Origin of the sequence: Micromonospora sp. NPDC050695, from assembly GCF_040654415.1 — a bacterium.
GTDB lineage: Bacteria > Actinomycetota > Actinomycetes > Mycobacteriales > Micromonosporaceae > Micromonospora.
The window spans coordinates 99,776-116,533 of record NZ_JBFAHZ010000001.1; the positions used below are offsets into that span (position 1 = coordinate 99,776).

18 protein-coding genes and 1 tRNA gene are annotated in these 16,758 nt (G+C 72.2%); 9 read left to right on the plus strand and 10 right to left on the minus strand.

The window, feature by feature from the left end:
- Positions 1-128: 128 nt before the first annotated feature.
- Entirely contained in the window at positions 129-929 is an 801-nt protein-coding gene (locus AB0H52_RS00460) for an S-methyl-5'-thioadenosine phosphorylase (protein ID WP_151487619.1), read from the minus strand.
- Between the two features lie 172 nt (positions 930-1,101).
- On the opposite strand from AB0H52_RS00460, the gene AB0H52_RS00465 reads away from it, so the two are divergent.
- Together AB0H52_RS00465 and AB0H52_RS00470 are read left to right on the plus strand one after the other, a co-directional pair.
- Complete coding sequence (locus tag AB0H52_RS00465) at positions 1,102-1,692, plus strand: YqgE/AlgH family protein (protein WP_151487618.1); 591 nt, start codon at positions 1,102-1,104, stop codon at positions 1,690-1,692.
- Positions 1,693-1,781: 89 nt separating this feature from the next.
- Positions 1,782-1,854 (plus strand) — tRNA-Ala (locus AB0H52_RS00470).
- Positions 1,855-1,930: 76 nt separating this feature from the next.
- Here the strand turns inward: AB0H52_RS00470 and AB0H52_RS00475 are convergent.
- From AB0H52_RS00475 to AB0H52_RS00490, 4 genes are all read right to left on the minus strand, one after another.
- Positions 1,931-3,997, minus strand: coding sequence for a cellulase family glycosylhydrolase (locus AB0H52_RS00475; protein ID WP_151487617.1), 2,067 nt, complete (start codon positions 3,995-3,997; stop codon positions 1,931-1,933).
- Positions 3,998-4,325: 328 nt separating this feature from the next.
- Positions 4,326-4,586 (minus strand): YciI family protein, encoded by a 261-nt coding sequence (locus tag AB0H52_RS00480; protein WP_151487616.1) that lies wholly within the window; start codon positions 4,584-4,586, stop codon positions 4,326-4,328.
- 37 nt (positions 4,587-4,623) lie between these two features.
- The gene (locus AB0H52_RS00485) at positions 4,624-5,064 is read right to left on the minus strand and encodes a helix-turn-helix transcriptional regulator (protein ID WP_151487615.1); all 441 of its coding nucleotides are present in this window, start codon (positions 5,062-5,064) and stop codon (positions 4,624-4,626) included.
- A gap of 115 nt (positions 5,065-5,179) precedes the next feature.
- The gene (locus tag AB0H52_RS00490; RefSeq protein WP_030490864.1) at positions 5,180-5,302 is read right to left on the minus strand and encodes a 50S ribosomal protein L36; all 123 of its coding nucleotides are present in this window, start codon (positions 5,300-5,302) and stop codon (positions 5,180-5,182) included.
- A 123-nt stretch (positions 5,303-5,425) separates the two neighbouring features.
- On the opposite strand from AB0H52_RS00490, the gene AB0H52_RS00495 reads away from it, so the two are divergent.
- Positions 5,426-6,340: a lytic polysaccharide monooxygenase gene (locus AB0H52_RS00495; RefSeq protein ID WP_151487614.1), complete on the plus strand. Its 915-nt coding sequence runs from the start codon at positions 5,426-5,428 to the stop codon at positions 6,338-6,340.
- 19 nt (positions 6,341-6,359) lie between these two features.
- Here AB0H52_RS00495 and mgrA read toward each other — a convergent pair whose 3' ends face one another.
- Positions 6,360-7,355, minus strand: a complete 996-nt coding sequence (mgrA, locus tag AB0H52_RS00500; protein ID WP_151487613.1) for an L-glyceraldehyde 3-phosphate reductase — start codon at positions 7,353-7,355, stop codon at positions 6,360-6,362.
- A 96-nt stretch (positions 7,356-7,451) separates the two neighbouring features.
- On the opposite strand from mgrA, the gene AB0H52_RS00505 reads away from it, so the two are divergent.
- On the plus strand, positions 7,452-7,967 hold the full coding sequence (locus AB0H52_RS00505) for a hemerythrin domain-containing protein (protein WP_225854078.1): 516 nt from the start codon (positions 7,452-7,454) through the stop codon (positions 7,965-7,967).
- A gap of 123 nt (positions 7,968-8,090) precedes the next feature.
- Here the strand turns inward: AB0H52_RS00505 and AB0H52_RS00510 are convergent, their stop codons facing one another.
- Positions 8,091-8,360, minus strand: coding sequence for a hypothetical protein (locus AB0H52_RS00510; protein WP_192580079.1), 270 nt, complete (start codon positions 8,358-8,360; stop codon positions 8,091-8,093).
- 163 nt (positions 8,361-8,523) lie between these two features.
- Between AB0H52_RS00510 and AB0H52_RS00515 the strand changes: the two genes are divergently transcribed.
- The 4 genes from AB0H52_RS00515 to AB0H52_RS00530 are packed head-to-tail and all read left to right on the plus strand — an operon-like array spanning position 8,524 to position 13,065.
- Positions 8,524-9,099, plus strand: a complete 576-nt coding sequence (locus AB0H52_RS00515; RefSeq protein WP_192580078.1) for a hypothetical protein — start codon at positions 8,524-8,526, stop codon at positions 9,097-9,099.
- A 57-nt stretch (positions 9,100-9,156) separates the two neighbouring features.
- On the plus strand, positions 9,157-10,617 hold the full coding sequence (locus tag AB0H52_RS00520) for a sigma 54-interacting transcriptional regulator (protein ID WP_357944266.1): 1,461 nt from the start codon (positions 9,157-9,159) through the stop codon (positions 10,615-10,617).
- A 2-nt stretch (positions 10,618-10,619) separates the two neighbouring features.
- The gene (locus AB0H52_RS00525) at positions 10,620-12,572 is read left to right on the plus strand and encodes a VWA domain-containing protein (protein ID WP_151487610.1); all 1,953 of its coding nucleotides are present in this window, start codon (positions 10,620-10,622) and stop codon (positions 12,570-12,572) included.
- A gap of 28 nt (positions 12,573-12,600) precedes the next feature.
- On the plus strand, positions 12,601-13,065 hold the full coding sequence (locus AB0H52_RS00530; RefSeq protein ID WP_151487609.1) for a hypothetical protein: 465 nt from the start codon (positions 12,601-12,603) through the stop codon (positions 13,063-13,065).
- Positions 13,066-13,279: 214 nt separating this feature from the next.
- Here AB0H52_RS00530 and AB0H52_RS00535 read toward each other — a convergent pair whose 3' ends face one another.
- Positions 13,280-14,287 carry a DJ-1/PfpI family protein gene (locus AB0H52_RS00535; protein ID WP_151487608.1) on the minus strand — a complete coding sequence of 336 codons (1,008 nt, stop codon included), beginning with the start codon at positions 14,285-14,287 and terminating at the stop codon, positions 13,280-13,282.
- Positions 14,288-14,339: 52 nt separating this feature from the next.
- Here AB0H52_RS00535 and AB0H52_RS00540 point away from each other — a divergent pair, with 52 nt between their 5' ends.
- A complete protein-coding gene (locus tag AB0H52_RS00540; protein ID WP_151487607.1) occupies positions 14,340-15,644 on the plus strand; it encodes an MFS transporter in 1,305 nt (434 codons plus the stop codon).
- 8 nt (positions 15,645-15,652) lie between these two features.
- On the opposite strand, the gene AB0H52_RS00545 is transcribed toward AB0H52_RS00540, so the two are convergent.
- Together AB0H52_RS00545 and AB0H52_RS00550 are read right to left on the minus strand one after the other, a co-directional pair.
- Complete coding sequence (locus tag AB0H52_RS00545; RefSeq protein ID WP_151487606.1) at positions 15,653-16,369, minus strand: RICIN domain-containing protein; 717 nt, start codon at positions 16,367-16,369, stop codon at positions 15,653-15,655.
- Positions 16,370-16,416: 47 nt separating this feature from the next.
- On the minus strand, positions 16,417-16,701 hold the full coding sequence (locus tag AB0H52_RS00550; protein ID WP_151487605.1) for a DUF427 domain-containing protein: 285 nt from the start codon (positions 16,699-16,701) through the stop codon (positions 16,417-16,419).
- Positions 16,702-16,758 lie beyond the last annotated feature (57 nt).

Here is a 16,758-nt window from a genome sequence, read left to right on the forward strand (position 1 = left end):
GCCTGCCTCCGTATCGCGCGCAGGGGCGACCGTGGTCGCCCTCCCGATCAACCGAATCTATCGGGATGTGACGGACCTTTCGGGCGTTTCCCGGGCGTCCGTGGCGACGCGCTCGTGGGCGCGTCGGCTCAGGGCAGCGCGAAGGGCAGGGTGATGCCGTCCAGCGCCCGGCCACAGGCGCAGTCCTGAGCGGCCGGCAACGCCGCCAGCGCGTCCAGCAGCACGTCCCGCAGCCGGTCGGTGTTCGCCGCGAAGACCCGGAACACCTCGTCCTGCGTCACCGACTCGCCCGCCTGCACCCCGGCGTCCAGATCGGTGATCAGCGCAATCGACGAGTAACAGACGGCCAGTTCCCGGGCGAGGACCGCCTCCGGGTGGCCGGTCATGTTGACGACAGTGCCGCCGATCGAGGCGAACCAACGCGACTCGGCCCGGGTGGAGAACCGGGGGCCCTCGACCACCACCACCGTGCCGCCGTCCACGGCTGAGACGTCCCGGCCCACCGCGGCGGTGAGCAGCGAACGCCGGCCGTTCGGGCAGTACGGGTCGGCGAACGGCACGTGCACCGCGCCCCGGTCGTAGTAGGTCTGCGCCCGACCGCTGGTCCGGTCGATCAGCTGGTCCGGCACCACGAACGTGCCCGGCCCCAGCTCAGGGCGCAGCCCGCCGACCGCGCACGGGGCGAGCACCTGGCGTACGCCCAGGGAGCGCAACGCCCAGAGATTGGCCCGGTAGGGGATCAGGTGCGGTGGATACCGGTGGTCGCGACCGTGCCGGGGCAGGAACGCGACCCGCCGCCCGGCGACCTCGGCGATGGTCACCGCATCCGACGGTGGGCCGTACGGGGTGTCCAGCTCATGCGTGGTGCCGTCGAGGAGCGCGTACAGGCCCGAACCGCCGATCACCGCCACGTCCGCCGTCGGTGCCATTGACCCTCCGTCTCAACTGTCCGATCACCTGCCGGTCAGACCTTAGCCAGCGCCCGGGACGCAGGCTATGGTGCCAGGCATGGCGTTGACAGCGCGGCTGATCCCGGTGCACCGTGCGGATCCGGTGGGTGACGGATCCCCGGTGCGGGCTCACGGTTGACGGGTGTGTGAGATGCAGGGAGAGGGCCAGGCGATCGGCGGACGAGCGATGGAGTCGATGACCGGGCGGCTGCTGGTCGCGACTCCGGCGCTCAAGGACCCGAATTTCGACCGTACGGTGGTGCTGCTGGTCGCCCACGAGCCGGGCGGCGCGCTCGGCGTGGTGCTGAACCGGGCCACCGAGGTGCCGGTGGCCGACGTGCTCGGCGACTGGAGCGACCTGGCCCGCCACCCGGCGGTGCTCTTCGAGGGCGGCCCGGTGCAGCCCGACTCGGCGATCTGCCTGGCCCGGATGCGGCACCCGATGCGCCGGGTCAAGGGGTTCCACCAGGTCTCCGGGGCGGTCGGCACGATCGACCTGTCGGTCGACCCGGAGCGGCTGCGGGAGAGCATCGGCGGCATCCGGGTGTTCGCCGGCTACTCGGGGTGGGGCAGCGGGCAGTTGGAGCAGGAGATCGCGGACGGCTCCTGGTTCGTGCTGGACGCGCTGCCCGGTGACGCCTTCGTCGACCGGCCGGACGACCTGTGGCCGATGGTGCTGCGCCGGCAGGGCGGGATGATGGCCGCCGTCGCCCACTTCCCTCCGGACGTGGCGCTGAACTGACCCCGGCCCGGCGGTGACCCCCGCGAGATGACCATGCCGGCCGGTCTGTGTATAGTTTCCCAGTGCCCGGGCGACCGGGACGACCGCAAGGGGCCGTGGCGCAGCTGGTAGCGCACCACACTGGCAGTGTGGGGGTCAGGGGTTCGAGTCCCCTCGGCTCCACCTTGCGAAGACAGGCCAGCGGCCCGGTTGATGATCATCAACCGGGCCGCTGTCTGTGCTGCACCCGACCTGCGGGTCAGGCGGGGCTGCCGGTCACCGACGTACCGGCCTTCGTCACGCGGTACGTGATCTGCGTGCCGCTCCAGAAGTGGAACGTCAGGGTGACCACACCGTCGTTGACCTCGGCGAAGAACTCCGGCTTCATGATGATCGTGTTCGCGCCGTAGTCGGGTTGGAAGCTGCTCCAGAACTCCTTGTACGAGGTCCAGTTGGCCGGGCCGGCGGGGCTGCCGTCGGCGTACGTGGCCTCCATGGTGGCGAGCTGGTCACCGCGGAACTGGGTGGGGATGACGAGTGAGCTGGTCGTCCCGTTTGCAGCGGTCTGCGTCGGGGGGTCGTAGGAGATGATGCTGATCGACCACGGCACACCCTGCGAGAAGGTCGCTTCCAGGCTGGCGTTGACGCCCGGCGCGCGGTTGCCGACCAGCCGGGTCAGCGCCGCGCTGGTCAGGGTCAACGTGTTGCCGGACACGGTGTAGTCGGTGCCGTTGGTCAGGACGGTGCTGCCGTGGCGCAGGCTCCGGAACGAGGCGCCGTTGAGGTTCAGCGTGAGGGACCTGCTGGTGATGGTGCCGCTCCGGCGTACGTAGATCTGGTCCGACGACGCCGTGGCCGAACGGGTGGTCCAGCTCGCCTTCATCAGCGCGTACAGGCCGGGGTCGCGCCACTGCAGGTCGTTGCGGTTGAGGAACGAGCCGGCGTCCCAGAGCATGGTGGTGAGCTTGCGGATCCGCGCCTGGTAGCCGACCGCCTCGAAGTACTTGAGCAGTTCGCCGCGTTCGATGATGCCGGGGCGGGTGTAGTCGTAGCTGAGCAGGGCCCACTCGCCGACGATCACGGGGATGCCCCGGGCGACGAGGGTGTCGTGCACCCGGTCGAAGCCGTCGACCATGTCCTGCTCGACGTTGGCGTCGTAGCGGGTGCCGCCGGCGATGTTGACGCTGAACGGCCACCATCCGTAGAAGTGGACGGTCGCCGCGATGTTCCTGTCGCCCAGCTGGCTGATCGTGGTCGCCAACGCGTCGAGCTGGGCCTGGTTGGAGTTTGTGTTCAGGGTGGGCAGCACCAGCAGCCGGGTGGCGTTGTTCCCGCCGGACTGGCGCAGGAGGAGGACGAACGCGACGTTCAGCTCGCGCAGCACCTCGTCGCTCTGGGCGTCGCCGGACGTGCCGGTGAACTGCGGTTCGTTGATGCTCTCGAACACGAGCTTCGATGAGTGGTTGCGGAACGTGGTGGCGATCTGGGTCCACAGCGCGGTGTAGCGGTTCATGACGGTCGTCCGGTCACCGGGATAGCCGTTGATCCACTGCCAGGAGTCGTGATGCAGGTTGACCAGCACGTACAGGCCCTCCGCCAGCGCCCAGTCAACGATCTGGCGTACGCGGCCCATCCAGGCCGCGTCGATGGTGTAAGTCGGGGCCGGTCCGTGGTGGTTGCTCCAGGTCACCGGGATCCGGATGCTGTTGTAGCCCTGCGACTTGATTTGGCGCAACAGGGCCTGGGTGACCAGCGGGTTGCCCCACGCTGTCTCGTCGGGAATGGCGTCGAGGGTGTTGCCGAGGTTCCAGCCGGGCTGCATTGCCGCCACCGTCGCCATCGCGTCACCGGCCGGTGGTGGGGGATCGGTGGGGGTCGGTGTCGGGGTCGGCGTGCCGACGGTCCCCGTGCAGGTGACCCCGTTGAGGGCGAACGACGTCGGTGCGGTGTTACCGCCCGACCATGATCCGTTGAAGCCGAAGGAGACCGTCGCGTTCGTGGCGATGGCCGCGTTGTAGCTCATGTTCCGCGCGGTGACCTGGTCGCCCGACGACGTTACCGTCGCGTTCCACGCCTGGGTGACCCGCTGGCCGGACGGGAACGTCCAGGTCAGGCTCCAGCCGTTGACCGCGTCGCCGAGGTTGGTGACCTTCACGTCGGCGGTGAAGCCACCCTGCCACTGCGACGGCACGGCGTACGTCACCTGGCAGCCGGCCGCCGCCTGGGCGTTGCCGGCGACCATCAGGCCCGCTGTGAGCAGCGCGAGCACCGCGCCGACGACGAGGGCGACCCGCCGGCGTGCTGTTCGGAGGTACTGCGAATTCATCAGGGAACTCCTCGCCATGGTGGCGCCTGTGATGGTGGTCCGGCCGTCCCGACGGCATGTGCCGTCGCGGCGGACCCGAGGGGGGTGTGCGGAGTTGGCTCGCGGTGAATCGGGCGGTCAGCCTGACCCGGTGGCGTGCGACGCCGACCGGGACGCCCGGAGTGACCTGCCGTGTTGCCCGTGGGCCGCGTCGGCGGCCGGTGCGGGCCCGGTGAAGCGTGGAAGCGTGCCCTTCGCCTCTGCGGCGACGGTAGCTGTTACCGCTAACATTGACAAGCCATCGATGGCTGTGACTGGATCCGCGAGGCCGCGCGGGCGCGGCCGGCACCTAGCGGATGATCGGTGACCACTCCCGCTGGCTGACGATCGTCACTCCCGAGGTGCGGTAATACGGGTCCTCGGCGACGATCGCGGCGAACGCCTCGGCGTCCGGGACGTCGAAGACGAGCAGCGCGCCGGAATCGTCGGAGAACGGCCCGGCCATCACGAGCAGGCCCTCCCCGTGCAGGGCCTGGAGACGCTCCCGGTGCGCCGGTCGGGCGGCGAGCCGGTCGGGGTCGTCGCCGAAGGACAGCTCCAAGATGAACACGAGGTCCCCCTCACCGGGCCGACTCTTCCGAGGCACCCTAGTTCGGCGACAGCGCCGTCGCCAGGGAGTTCACCGCGACGGCGTCGAAGAACCGGGTCTGGACGTACGCCGGGTTGCTGGGCCAGCCGTCGATGAGCTGCCGGATGCTCAGCGGGACCTGGGCCGGCGGCGACGTCCGGGCGTGGGCGGCGGCCGCCCGGGTCGACCGGCGTGAGACCCGCTGCTGGCCCAGGCGGACCAGGTGGGCGGTGGCGTCCGGGTCCAGTCGCAGCACGCGGGCGAGCGCCTCCAGGACCTGCACCGACGGGTTGCGGTCCCGGCCCTGCTCCAGCCGCAGGTAGTAGTCCGAGCTGATGCCGGCGAGCAGGGCGACCTCTTCCCGGCGCAGGCCCGCGCCGGCGCCGATGCCGACGTCGTCCGGCCGGACCAGCTCACGTCGGGCCCGGAGGAACTCCCCGAGCGGGTTGTCGCCGTCCATGCCACCAACGGTAGGTCTTTCCCCCGTTGTCACGGGCGTCCGGGTACGCGAAAACGCCCCGACCGGAGTGACCCGGTCGGGGCGTTCGTCGACTGTGTGTCCGGTTGGGGGGTTATCAGCCCTGGCGGCTCTTCCACTGCGGGTTCGCGCGGTTCACCACGACCACCCGGCCACGACGGCGGACCACCACCGAACCCGGCTTCTGCTTCAGTGCACGCAACGAGCTACGTACCTTCATGTCTGCCTCCTCGGTGCAAGCGGTTCCGAGTATCGAAACGCTGGGCACCCCCGCCGGATTCCCGGCCATCCGGCGTCGAACCTTTGGCCCCCCGCGCCCGTACCACTGCTGGGAGGTCACGTCATGACCATGCGCCGAGTGCTCGCCGCCGTACTGGTCGCTGCCGCGACGGTGCCGCTGTCCGCCACGCCCGCCGCCGCGCACGGCGCCCCGACCGACCCGATCAGCCGGGCCGCGGCCTGCGGACCCGAGGGCCGGTACGCGGCCACCGCCGCCTGCCGGGCCGCTGTCCAGGCGGGCGCCGCCGTCCGCGAGTGGGACAACGTGCGGGTCGCCGCGATCAACGGCCGGGACCGGGAACGGATCCCGGACGGCGAGCTGTGCAGCGGCGGGCTGTCCGCGTACCGGGGACTGGACCTGCCCCGGACCGACTGGCCGTCCACCGAGGTGACCAGCGGCGCGACGTTCACCTTCCGGTACCGGACCACCATCGAGCACCGGGGCGCCTTCCGGCTTTACGTCACCCGGCCCGACTACGACCCCCGCGCACGGCTCACCTGGGCGGACCTGGAGGCGCGCCCCTTCCTGACGGTGACCGACCCGCCGGTGCGGGCCGGGGCGTACCAGTTGGCGGGTCGACTGCCGGCGGGCCGCGAGGGGCGGCACCTCATCTACACGATCTGGCAGAACTCCAACACCCCGGACACCTACTACTCCTGCTCGGACGTGGTGTTCCGCACGGCGAAGAGCGGCACGGCGAAAAGTGGCGCGGCGAAGAGCGCGCCGGCTGCTCCGCGTACCCCCGCGAGCCGGCCGCCCGCCACCGAGCAGGCGGTGGCGGCGGCGGCCGACCCGGGCGTCTCGGTGGCGTCGGTGACCAACCTCAGCGCCCGCTGGCCGGTGCTGGCCGGCGCCGCTGTCGTGCTCGTGCTGGCACTGCTGATCGGCGCGAGCCGGCGACGTCGCAGCGCCGCCGCCCCGGTCGGCCGGCAGTGCGAGGTACGCAACCACCGGGCCGGGCGGCGCCGGATCTGGTGACCCGGGCCGCCCGCACCGATCAGCCCAGGAGGCCGTCGATCTCGGTCAGTTCCTCGCCGGTGAAGTCGAGGTTGTCGAGCGCGGCGATGTTCGTCTCCAGCTGCTCCACGCTGCTCGCCCCGATGATCAGGCTGGTCATCCGCGGGTCCCGCAGCGCCCACGCGAGAGCGAGCTGCGCGAGGGACTGGCCGCGCCGCTCGGCGACCGCGCCGAGCCCCCGGATGGTGGCCATCCTGTCCTCGCTGAGGTCGCTCTCGTTGAGGAAGACGCTCGTGCGCACCCGCGAGTCCGCCGGGATGCCGCCCAGGTAACGGTCGGTCAGCAGGCCCTGGGCCAGCGGGCTGTACGCGATGCACCCCGCCCCGACCTGCTCCAGCGTGTCGAGCAGGCCGTCGTCCTCGGTCCAGCGGTTGAGCATCGAGTACGACGGCTGGTTGATCAGCAGCGGTGTACCCAGCTCACGCAGGATCGCGGCGGCACGAGCGGTCTGCTCCGAGTTGTAGTTCGAGATGCCCACGTAGAGCGCCTTGCCGGAGCGCACGACGGCGTCCAACGCGCCCATCGTCTCCTCCAGCGGGGTGTCCGGGTCGAAGCGGTGCGAGTAGAAGATGTCGACGTAGTCGAGCCCCATCCGAGCCAGCGACTGATCCAGCGAGGAGATCAGGTTCTTGCGCGAGCCCCACTCGCCGTACGGGCCGGGCCACATCAGGTAGCCGGCCTTGCTGGAGATGACCAGCTCGTCGCGGTACGGCTTGAGGTCGGTGGCGAGCAGCCGGCCGAAGTTCTGCTCCGCCGAGCCGGGCGGCGGCCCGTAGTTGTTGGCCAGGTCGAAGTGGGTGACACCCAGGTCGAAGGCGCGCCGGACGATGTCACGCTGCCGGTCGAACGGGCGATCCGGGCCGAAGTTGTGCCACAGCCCGAGCGAGACGGCGGGCAGCCGCAGGCCACTGCGTCCGCTGCGCCGGTAGGTCATGGTGTCGTAGCGGTCATCCGCGGCGAGGTAGGTCACGATCATGAGCCTAGCTCCGGCCGATGGTGCCGGGGATCGGGTGTGCGAACCGGGACATCGGGGTAGTTTCGACGCCATGCGGTTCGCCCGCCTCGCCGGGCCATGGGGAAAGTGAGCACAGTGGACGACATCACCGCGTTGATCCTGGACGACCACGCCGCCTTCCGGCGCGGCTTCGCCCGCCTCGACGATGCCCGCGACGAGCAGGAACTGCTCGCCATCTGGGACGCCCTCAACCTGCACCTCGACATCCACGCCGAGGCGGAGGAGGCGATCCTCTACCCGCACCTGGTGAAGCACGGCGACGACGGCGAGGACGAGACCGCCGACGCGATCGGCGACCACAACAAGATCCGCGACGCCATCGCCGAGTCGAAGCTGCACCCGGTCGGCTCGAAGCCCTGGTGGGAGGCGGTCGGCACGGCCCGCCGGGAGAACAGCGAACACCTGGCCGAGGAGGAGGACGAGGCGCTGCCCGACTTCCGCCGGCACGCCAGCTTCGAACTGCGCGCCGAGCTGGGCCAACGCTGGCTGACCTTCTACGGCGAGCACAAGAACGGCCGTAACCTGCCGTTCCGCGACAAGGACCCGAAGGAGTACGTCGCCGACCACCGCTGAGATCTCCCCGGTGCGGGGGAGTCGCACCCCGGGACGCGGCAGCAGAATGACCGGATGAGCTTCCGAGCGGCGCTGGGCCCGCTGGTTGCCGGCACCACCTGGCGGCGCGGAGTGTTCCTGCTGCTAGGCGGGGTGCTGGCGCTGCCGTACGGGCTGCTCGCGGTGATCTTCGCCCAGCTGCTCGCCGACTCGGAGATCCCCCGCCCCCTCGTGTACGCCCTGCTGGTGATCGCGGCGCTGATCGCCGTGGTGCCGCTGCTGCTGGACGGCAGCCGGGCCCTGGAGATCGCCGCCGTACGGGCGTTGCTCGGCGTCGATCTGCCCGAACCCGCACCGGGCCACCGTGGCGACCGGGAGACCCGGCTGCGCAGCGCGCTCTGGATCGCCACGCACCTCATCGTCGGCGCTCTGGTGATGATCGCGCTGTTCAGCGCCCTGCCGATGGCGTTGGCGTTCATCGCCCAGCAGTTCGGCATCGGCGTCGAACTGACCAGCCGGGAACAGTTCGGCCCGCTGGACGGGCGGGACGGCGGGTGGGCTGCTGCTGGCCGGTGCGGTGCTCGCCTGGCAGCGCCGTACCGCCGGATCCTGCGTCGGGTGCGGCCGCGACGACACCGACCAGGGCTGGACCACCCCGGCCGCCGCCACGCGCTGGGGTCGGTGGGCCGCCGGCATCGCCGCGGCCATCCCGCTGGCGTACGCGTCGACCCGGTTCGCCTGGGCGGCCGGCATTCCGCTGGGCATCTCCCGGGAGTTCCTGACCGAGATGCAGGACACCGGGCTGGTGTGGGCCGGGTTCGGGTTGGGGGCGTTCGCCACCGTCGGCGCGATCCTCACCCTCGGGCTGGTGCAGAGCTGGGGCGAACGGTTCCCCCGCTGGATGGTCGGGCTCGCCGGTCGCCGGGTGCCGGTGACGCTGGCCGTGGTGCCGGCCACGCTGGTCGCCATCGCGGTGACCGCGGCCTCGTTGGGACTGCTCAGCAACCCCACGTTCTGGGAACTCACCGGCGGGATCAGCCTGACCGGGGCGCCGATGCTGCTCTGGCCGGTGTGGGGTGTGGCGCTCGGTGCGGCCACGTACGCGTACCACCTGCGTCGCCGCGGCGCGTGCCGGCGCTGCGACCGGGCGTGATTCCGGCGGTGGGGGCGCCCCGCGATGCCCGGGGCGCCGTGGTAAATGTGAGCTAGCGTGGGTCGGGTGACTGCGCCTAACCCGGTAATCCCGGTTCCACCGGCCGACCTGCCCGGCACGCTCGGCGCGCTACGGGCGGCCGGTCACCAGTACCGCACCGTCAAGCAGGAACTCCGCGACAACCTCATCGCCCGGATGCGTTCCGGCGAGCCCCGTTTTCCCGGCATCGTCGGCTACGACGACAGCGTCCTGCCCGAGGTCGAGCGGGCCCTGCTCGCCGGGCACGACATGGTGCTGCTCGGCGAGCGCGGCCAGGGCAAGACCCGACTGATCCGCGCACTCGGCGGCCTGCTCGACGAGTGGACCCCGGTGATTGCGGGCTCGGTCCTCAACGAGCACCCGATGCACCCGCTCACCCCGGCGTCCCGCGCCCAGGTCGCGGAGGCCGGCGACGACCTGCCGGTCGGCTGGCTGCACCGCTCGATGCGCTACGGCGAGAAGTTGGCCACCCCGGACACCAGCGTCGGTGACCTGATCGGTGACGTCGACCCGATCCGGATCGCCCAGGGTCGTACCCTCGGTGACCCGGAGACGATCCACTTCGGGCTGGTGCCGCGCACCAACCGGGGCATCTTCGCCGTCAACGAACTTCCCGACCTGGCCGAACGCATCCAGGTGGCCCTGCTCAACGTGCTCGAGGAGCGGGACATCCAGGTCCGCGGCTACCAGCTGCGCCTCCCCCTGGACCTGCTGCTGGTGGCCAGCGCCAACCCGGAGGACTACACCAACCGGGGTCGGATCATCACCCCGCTGAAGGACCGGTTCGGTGCGGAGATCCGTACCCACTACCCGGTCGACCTGGAGTTGGAGCTGGCGCTGATCCGCCAGGAGGCTGACCTGGTCGCCGACGTGCCGGAGCACGTACTGGAGGTGCTGGCGCGCTTCGCCCGCGCGGTGCGGGAGTCGCCGTCGGTGGATCCGCGCTCCGGCGTCTCCGCCCGGTTCGCCATCGCCGCCGCCGAGACCGTCGCCGGTGCCGCGTTGCGCCGCGCCGGCCTGCTCGCCGCCGTCGGCACCCCGGAGGACCGCCCCGAGGCCGCCGTGGCGCGCGTCGGTGACGCCGTGTCGGTGACCAGCACGTTGCGGGGCAAGGTGGAGTTCGAAAGCGGCGAGGAGGGGCGGGAGATCGAGATTCTCGCCCACCTGCTGCGGACCGCGACCGCCGAGACGTTCCGGGCGCACCTGGCCGGGCTGGACCTGTCCGGGTTCACCGCCCTGGTCGACGACGGCGCCGCCATCGAGACCGGAGAGCTGGTCAGCTCCGCCGAACTGCTGCGCCAGGTCGGCACCGTACCCGGCCTGGCGAAGGTCCTGGACCGGCTCGGCCTGGGTGACGCGCCCACCCCGGAGGAGGCCGCCGCCGCCGTCGAGTTCGTGCTGGAAGGACTGCACCTCACCCGACGGCTCGGCAAGGACGTCACCGACTCGGGGCGCACCGTCTACGGCGGCCGGGGCTGACCGTGGCCGGCAACCGGTTCCGGTACGGGCAGTGGAACGGCGGGCCCGACCCGCTCGCACCCCCGTACGACGTGCGTGAGGCGGTGGACGCGGTCGGCGCCGAGGTGCTGGCCGGCGGCAGCCTGCGGGAGGCGCTGCGTGATCTGCTGCGCCGTGGTCCGCAGGGACGCGGTGGCCTGGACGACCTGGCCGCCCGGGCCCGGCGGCTACGCCGAGAGGCGCTGCGTCGGGGTGATCTGGACGGCGCGGTGACCCGCGCACAGGCACTGCTCGACCAGGCCCTCGCCGCCGAGCGGGACGAGCTGCGGGGTCGCGACGACGACGCCGCGCGGTTCGCCGAGTCGGTGCTGGACAACCTGCCCCGTTCCACCGCTCGTGCGGTGGAGGAGCTGTCCGGCTACCAGTGGGCCAGCGACGATGCCCGCCGCTCGTACCAGCAGATCCTCGACCAGCTCCGCGACGACGTCCTCGGTCAGCGGTTCGCCGGGCTGCGCGACGCGGTGCGCGCCTCGGCCGACCCGGCCGCCCAGCAGCGGCTCGCCGAGATGATGGGCGACCTGAACGACCTGCTGGCCCGGCACGCCCGCGCGGAGGACACCACCGACGCGTTCGCCGAGTTCATGCGCCGGCACGGCGACTTCTTCCCGGAGAAGCCGGAGACCGTGGACGAGCTGATCGACGTCCTCGCCCGCCGCTCGGCGGCCGGCGAGCGGCTGATGAACTCGCTGTCCGACCGGCAGCGGGCCGAGCTGGCCGGCCTGATGCAGCAGTCGCTCGGCGACCGCCTCGCCGGGGAGCTGTCCGCGCTCGACGCGAACCTGCGGGCGCTGCGGCCCGATCTGCGGTGGGGGCGCGGCGAGCGGGTCCGCGGCGAGCAGCCGCTGGGCTACGCCGACGCGGCCGGCGCGTTGGGTGAGATCGGCGACCTGGACGACCTGCTGGATCAGCTCGACCAGGAGCACCCCGGGGCCACCCTCGACGACGTGGACGTCGACGCCGTGGCCCGGACACTGGGCCGGGACGCCGCCGACGACGTCCGCCGCCTGCGCGAGCTGGAGCGCGAGCTGCGCCGGCAGGGCTGGGTGAGTCGGGACGCGGAGGGGCTCACGCTGAGCCCGAAGGCGCTGCGCCGGCTCGGCGGGACCGCGCTGCGGCGGGTCTTCGCCGAGCTGACCGCCGGGCCACGCGGCCAGCACGACCTCCGCTCGGCGGGTGCGGCGGGCGAGGTCAGCGGCGCGTCGCGCCCCTGGGAGTACGGCGACGAGCAGCCGCTGGACGTGGTCCGCACGCTGACCCGGGCGGTTCGCCGGGCCGGGCCGACGGTCCCGCTGCAACTCGCCGTGGACGACTTCGAGGTGGTGGAGACCGAGAAGCGGGCCTCCGCCGCGGTGGTGCTCTGCGTCGACCTGTCGTACTCGATGATCTCCCAGGGTCGTTGGGGGCCGATGAAGCAGACGGCGCTGGCGCTGGCGCACCTGATGGAGACCCGTTTCCCGCAGGACGCGTTGCAGATCGTCGGGTTCGGCCGGGAGGCGATGACGCTCACCCAGCAGGAGTTGGCGGCCGTCGAGCCGGACATGGAGCAGGGCACGAACCTCCAGCATGCGTTGCGGCTGGCCGGACGGCACCTGCGTCGACACCCGGACGCCGAGCCGGTGGTGCTGGTGGTCACCGACGGCGAACCGACCGCCCACCTGGACCCGGACGACGGGGAGGCGCTGTTCCACTGGCCGCCGCTGCCGGAGACGATCGAGGCGACGGTCCGTGAGGTGGACCGGCTCAGCCGCTACGGCGCCACGCTCAACCTGTTCATGCTCGGCGACGACCCGGGCCTGCGGCGCTTCGTCGACGCGGTGGCCCGCCGCAGCCGTGGCCGCATGTTCACCCCGGACACCGACGACCTGGGCGAGTACGTGGTCAGCGACTACCTCCGCTCCCGCCAATCCCGCCGCTAACCCGCGCCGGGACGGGTTGACTGGGGGGATGGAGAGCGGGGGTTTGCGGCGGGCCTACGGCGCGGTGTTCGCGGAGATTGACGCGGGTTCGTTCGGGGCGGCGCCGGAGGGGCAGCTCAGCGCCGAGCAGATCGTCGCGCATCTGGTGGCCAACGACGAGCTGATGATCCAGGCCACCGAGGCGTTGCTGGCCGGGTCGCCGTTCGCCTACTACGAGCTGGAGGAGGACGTGCACCGGCCGCAGCTCGACGCGCTGGTCGCCGAGCAGGGCGGTCTACGCGGCGTGACGGCGCTGCTGCACGGCACCAGCGACCGCCTGTGCGCCCTGGTCGACCGGCTCGGCCTGGCCGTGGAAACCCCGGTCGAGACGCATCTACGCGAGGGCTTCGACCTCGTCGTCGACGAGCCGCTGCCCTGGTCCCGCACCCTCGACCTGCACGCCCGGGTCCACCTCCCCAAACACCAGTCCCAACTACACCTGCTCCGGGCCTGAGCAGCGGCGGTCGTGCGCCGGCCGGTCAGGGTGGGGCCGTCCTGGTCTATTGAGCGTGATGCCTGTGAGTCATCAAGATGACTCACAGGCATCACGCTCGAAGTAGTACTGCCCCCCGACCGGAGAAGCCCGGCAACCGGGCGACAGCATGTGCACGGTCGCGGGAAGCGGGTCGCGGGAAGCGGGAAGCGGGAAGCGGGAAGCGGGTGGCGGGTCAGCCGTTGATCAGCTCGGCGCGGGGGTGGAAGGTGCGGCGGTAGGTCGAGGGCGCCACGCCGATGCGCTGGTGGAGTTGTTGGCGCAGGGCGGCCGTGGTGCCGAAGCCGCTGCGGTGGGCGATCTGGTCCACGGTGAGGTCCGTCGTCTCCAGCAGCAGCCGCGCGTGGTCCGTGCGCTGTTGCAGCAGCCACTGTGCCGGGCTCAGCCCGGTCTCCGACCGGAACCGCCGGGTGAGGGTGCGCACGCTCATCCGGGCCTGCTCGGCCAGGTCGCGCAGGGCGATCGGCTCGTGCAGCCGCTGCCGGGCCCATTCGCGGGCGGTCGCGGTGCTGGCGTCGCTGACCTTCGGCACCGGCTGTTCGATGTACTGCGCCTGCCCGCCGTCGCGCCACGGCGGCATCACGCAGCGGCGGGCCGCCCGGTTGGCCACCTCACTGCCGTGGTCGAGGCGGATGACGTGCAGGCAGAGGTCGATGCCGGCGGCCACTCCGGCCGAGGTGAGCACCCGGTCGTCGACGATGAAGAGCACTCCCGGGTCGAGGTCCACCCGCTGGTGCAGGCGGCGGAACTGCTCGGCGTACGCCCAGTGGGTGGTCGCCCGACGCCCGTCGAGCAGGCCCGCGGCGGCCAGCACGAACGCACCGGTGCAGATCGACATGATTCGGGCGCCCCGCTCGTACGCCGCGCGCAGCGCCTCGGCCACCTCCGGCTCGACGATGCCCGAGGTCAACGCGCTGCCGGCGTGGATGCCCGGCACGATCACCGTGTCGGCGGTCTCGAGCAGCTCCAGACCGTGGTCGGGGACCACCTGAAAGCCGGCGGTGCTGCGGACCGGCTGCCCGCCCGGGGTGCACACCCGCACGTCGTAGAAGGGTGCCCCGTCGGTGCCCCGGGCGGTGCTGAAGACCTGGGACGGAGTGCCCAGGTCCAGGCCGACGACGTGGTCGAGGGCGAGGACGGCGATCCGGTGCGGGCGTACGCTCATGGCCCGATTATTGCGCATGATGGCTTTCCGGCCACTCGCCGCCGTCCTCGGTGCCGCCCAGACTTGTCGCGTGACCAAGAACCGCCGCCTGCATCCCGCCTGGCTCGTCGCCGCCGTCGCCTTCGTGGCGCTGGTCGGCGCGGCCGGTTTCCGCGCCACACCGTCGGTGCTGCTGCACCCCCTGCACGAGGAGTTCGGCTGGCCACTGGCCACCATCTCCGCCGCCGTCTCGGTCAACCTGCTGCTCTACGGGCTCACCGCGCCGTTCGCCGCCGCGCTGATGGACCGGTTCGGCATCCGTCGGGTGGTCTCGGTGGCGCTGCTGCTGGTCGCCGCGGGCAGCGGGTTGACCGTCTTCATGACCGCGAGCTGGCAGTTGTGGCTCTGCTGGGGTGTGCTGGTCGGTCTGGGCACCGGCTCGATGGCCCTGGCGTTCGTGGCCACCATCACCGGTCGCTGGTTCGTCCACCGCCGGGGCCTGGTCACCGGTGTGCTGACCGCCGGCGGCGCGGCCGGGCAACTCGTCTTCCTGCCGCTGATCGCCGTGCTGGTGCGCGACCACGGTTGGCGCACGGCGGCGCTCGTCGTGGCCGGAGCCGCGCTGGTGGTCGTACCCCTGGTGGTGTGGCTGCTGCGCGAGCACCCGGCGGATCTCGGGCTGCCGGCCTATGGCGCGACCGAGGTCGTCGCGGCGCCGCCGCCGGCCGGCGGCGCGGCGAGCCGGGCGTTGGGCGCGCTGGCCGCCGCGGCCCGGACCCGGCCGTTCTGGCTGCTGGCCGGCGGGTTCGCGATCTGCGGCGCGACCACCAACGGCCTCGTCGGTACGCACTTCGTGCCGGCCGCGCACGACCACGGCATGGCCGAGACCACGGCGGCGGGGCTGCTCGCGCTGGTCGGGTTGCTCGACATCGTCGGCACCATCGCCTCCGGCTGGCTGACCGACCGGGTGGACAGCCGGCTGCTGCTCGGCGCCTACTACGCGCTGCGCGGGCTGTCGCTGCTGGTGCTGCCGAGCCTGTTCGCGGGCACCGCCAGGCCGAGCATGCTGGTGTTCATCATCTTCTACGGCCTGGACTGGGTGGCCACCGTGCCGCCGACGGTGGCGCTGTGCCGCGAGTACTTCGGCGGCGCGGGAGCGGTGGTGTTCGGCTGGGTGTTCGCCGCGCACCAGCTCGGGGCGGCGGTCGCGGCGACGGGTGCGGGGCTGGTGCGGGACCGGCTCGGCGACTACGCGCTGGCCTGGTACGTGGCCGGCGCCCTGTCGATCGGTGCCGCCGGTCTGTCGTTGCTGCTGCGTCACCGGCCGGGCCGACCGGTGTCGGAGGCCGTCCTGGCCGCCGCGACCGCACCCCGGGCCTGGAGCTACCGGGGCTGAGCGGGCGGTCAGCCCACGATCCACTGTTGGGCTGGCCGTCCGTCACAGGGCCGCTGCCGGACGTCGTCCCCGGCCTCGACCCCGTCGTCGTCGACCTGCCCGCACTTGCCGCTGTGCACCGCCACGAGCAGCACCGGACCGGCGCCGGTGGCGGGCAGCCGCCACTGCTGGTTGGGCTCACCGTGGCAGGGGAACTGCTGCAACCGTGCCCCGTCCTCGCCGCTGCCGCCCTCGACGTCGAGGCACTGCCCGTGGGCGGCGTTGGTCAACGTCACCGTGTCCGGGCCGATCGGGCTGACCACCCACTGCTGCTCCGGGCCACCGGTGCAGACGGCCAACTCGGCCTCGGCCTTCTCACCGTCACCGTTGAGCCCCAGGCAGAGCCCGGAGACCGACCGCAGCACCCGGGGCCCGGTGGCCGGCGCGGCCGGGGTGGTCGCCGAGGGGGTCGGCGACGGCTCGACCGAGGGCGTCGGGCTCGGCTCGGCCGCCGGCGTGGTGGGCTCCGCCGCACTGGACGGCACGCCGACCGTGGACGGCACCACCGGCTCGTCGTCACCGCCGAGCAGCCCGGTGGCGAAGACCACCCCGAGGAGTACGCCCACCAGCCCGACCGCCAGCGCCACCCGCAGCAGCGGATCGGCCAGCGGGCCGGAGCGCGCCGCCCGTCGGCTGCCGCCGTAGACGGTGCCGGCGGGGTCGGGGCGATTCTCGGGCGCGGGCATACGGGACATCCTCACCCACCGCCGCCGGCCACGGCCAGCCCGGGCGGTCAGTCGACGACCCGGACGTCCTTCCAGAACGCCACCCGGTCACGCACCATCTCGGCGTCCGGCTTGGGCTCCGGGTAGTACCAGACCGCGTCCTCGCTGGTGCTGCCCTCGTGCGCGAGGGTGTAGTACGAGGCGGTGCCCTTCCACGGGCAGACGGTGTGCGTCGCGGACTCGCGGATCAGGTCGTCGCGCAGGGCGGAGCGGGGGAAGTAGTGGTTGCCCTCCACCAGCACGGTGTCGTCGCTCTCGGCGATGACCAGGTCGTTCCACACGGCTTTCGGCATGCCCCCAACACTAGGCCGTCGCACCGACGACGACATCTCCCAGCGGGTCGGCTGCAC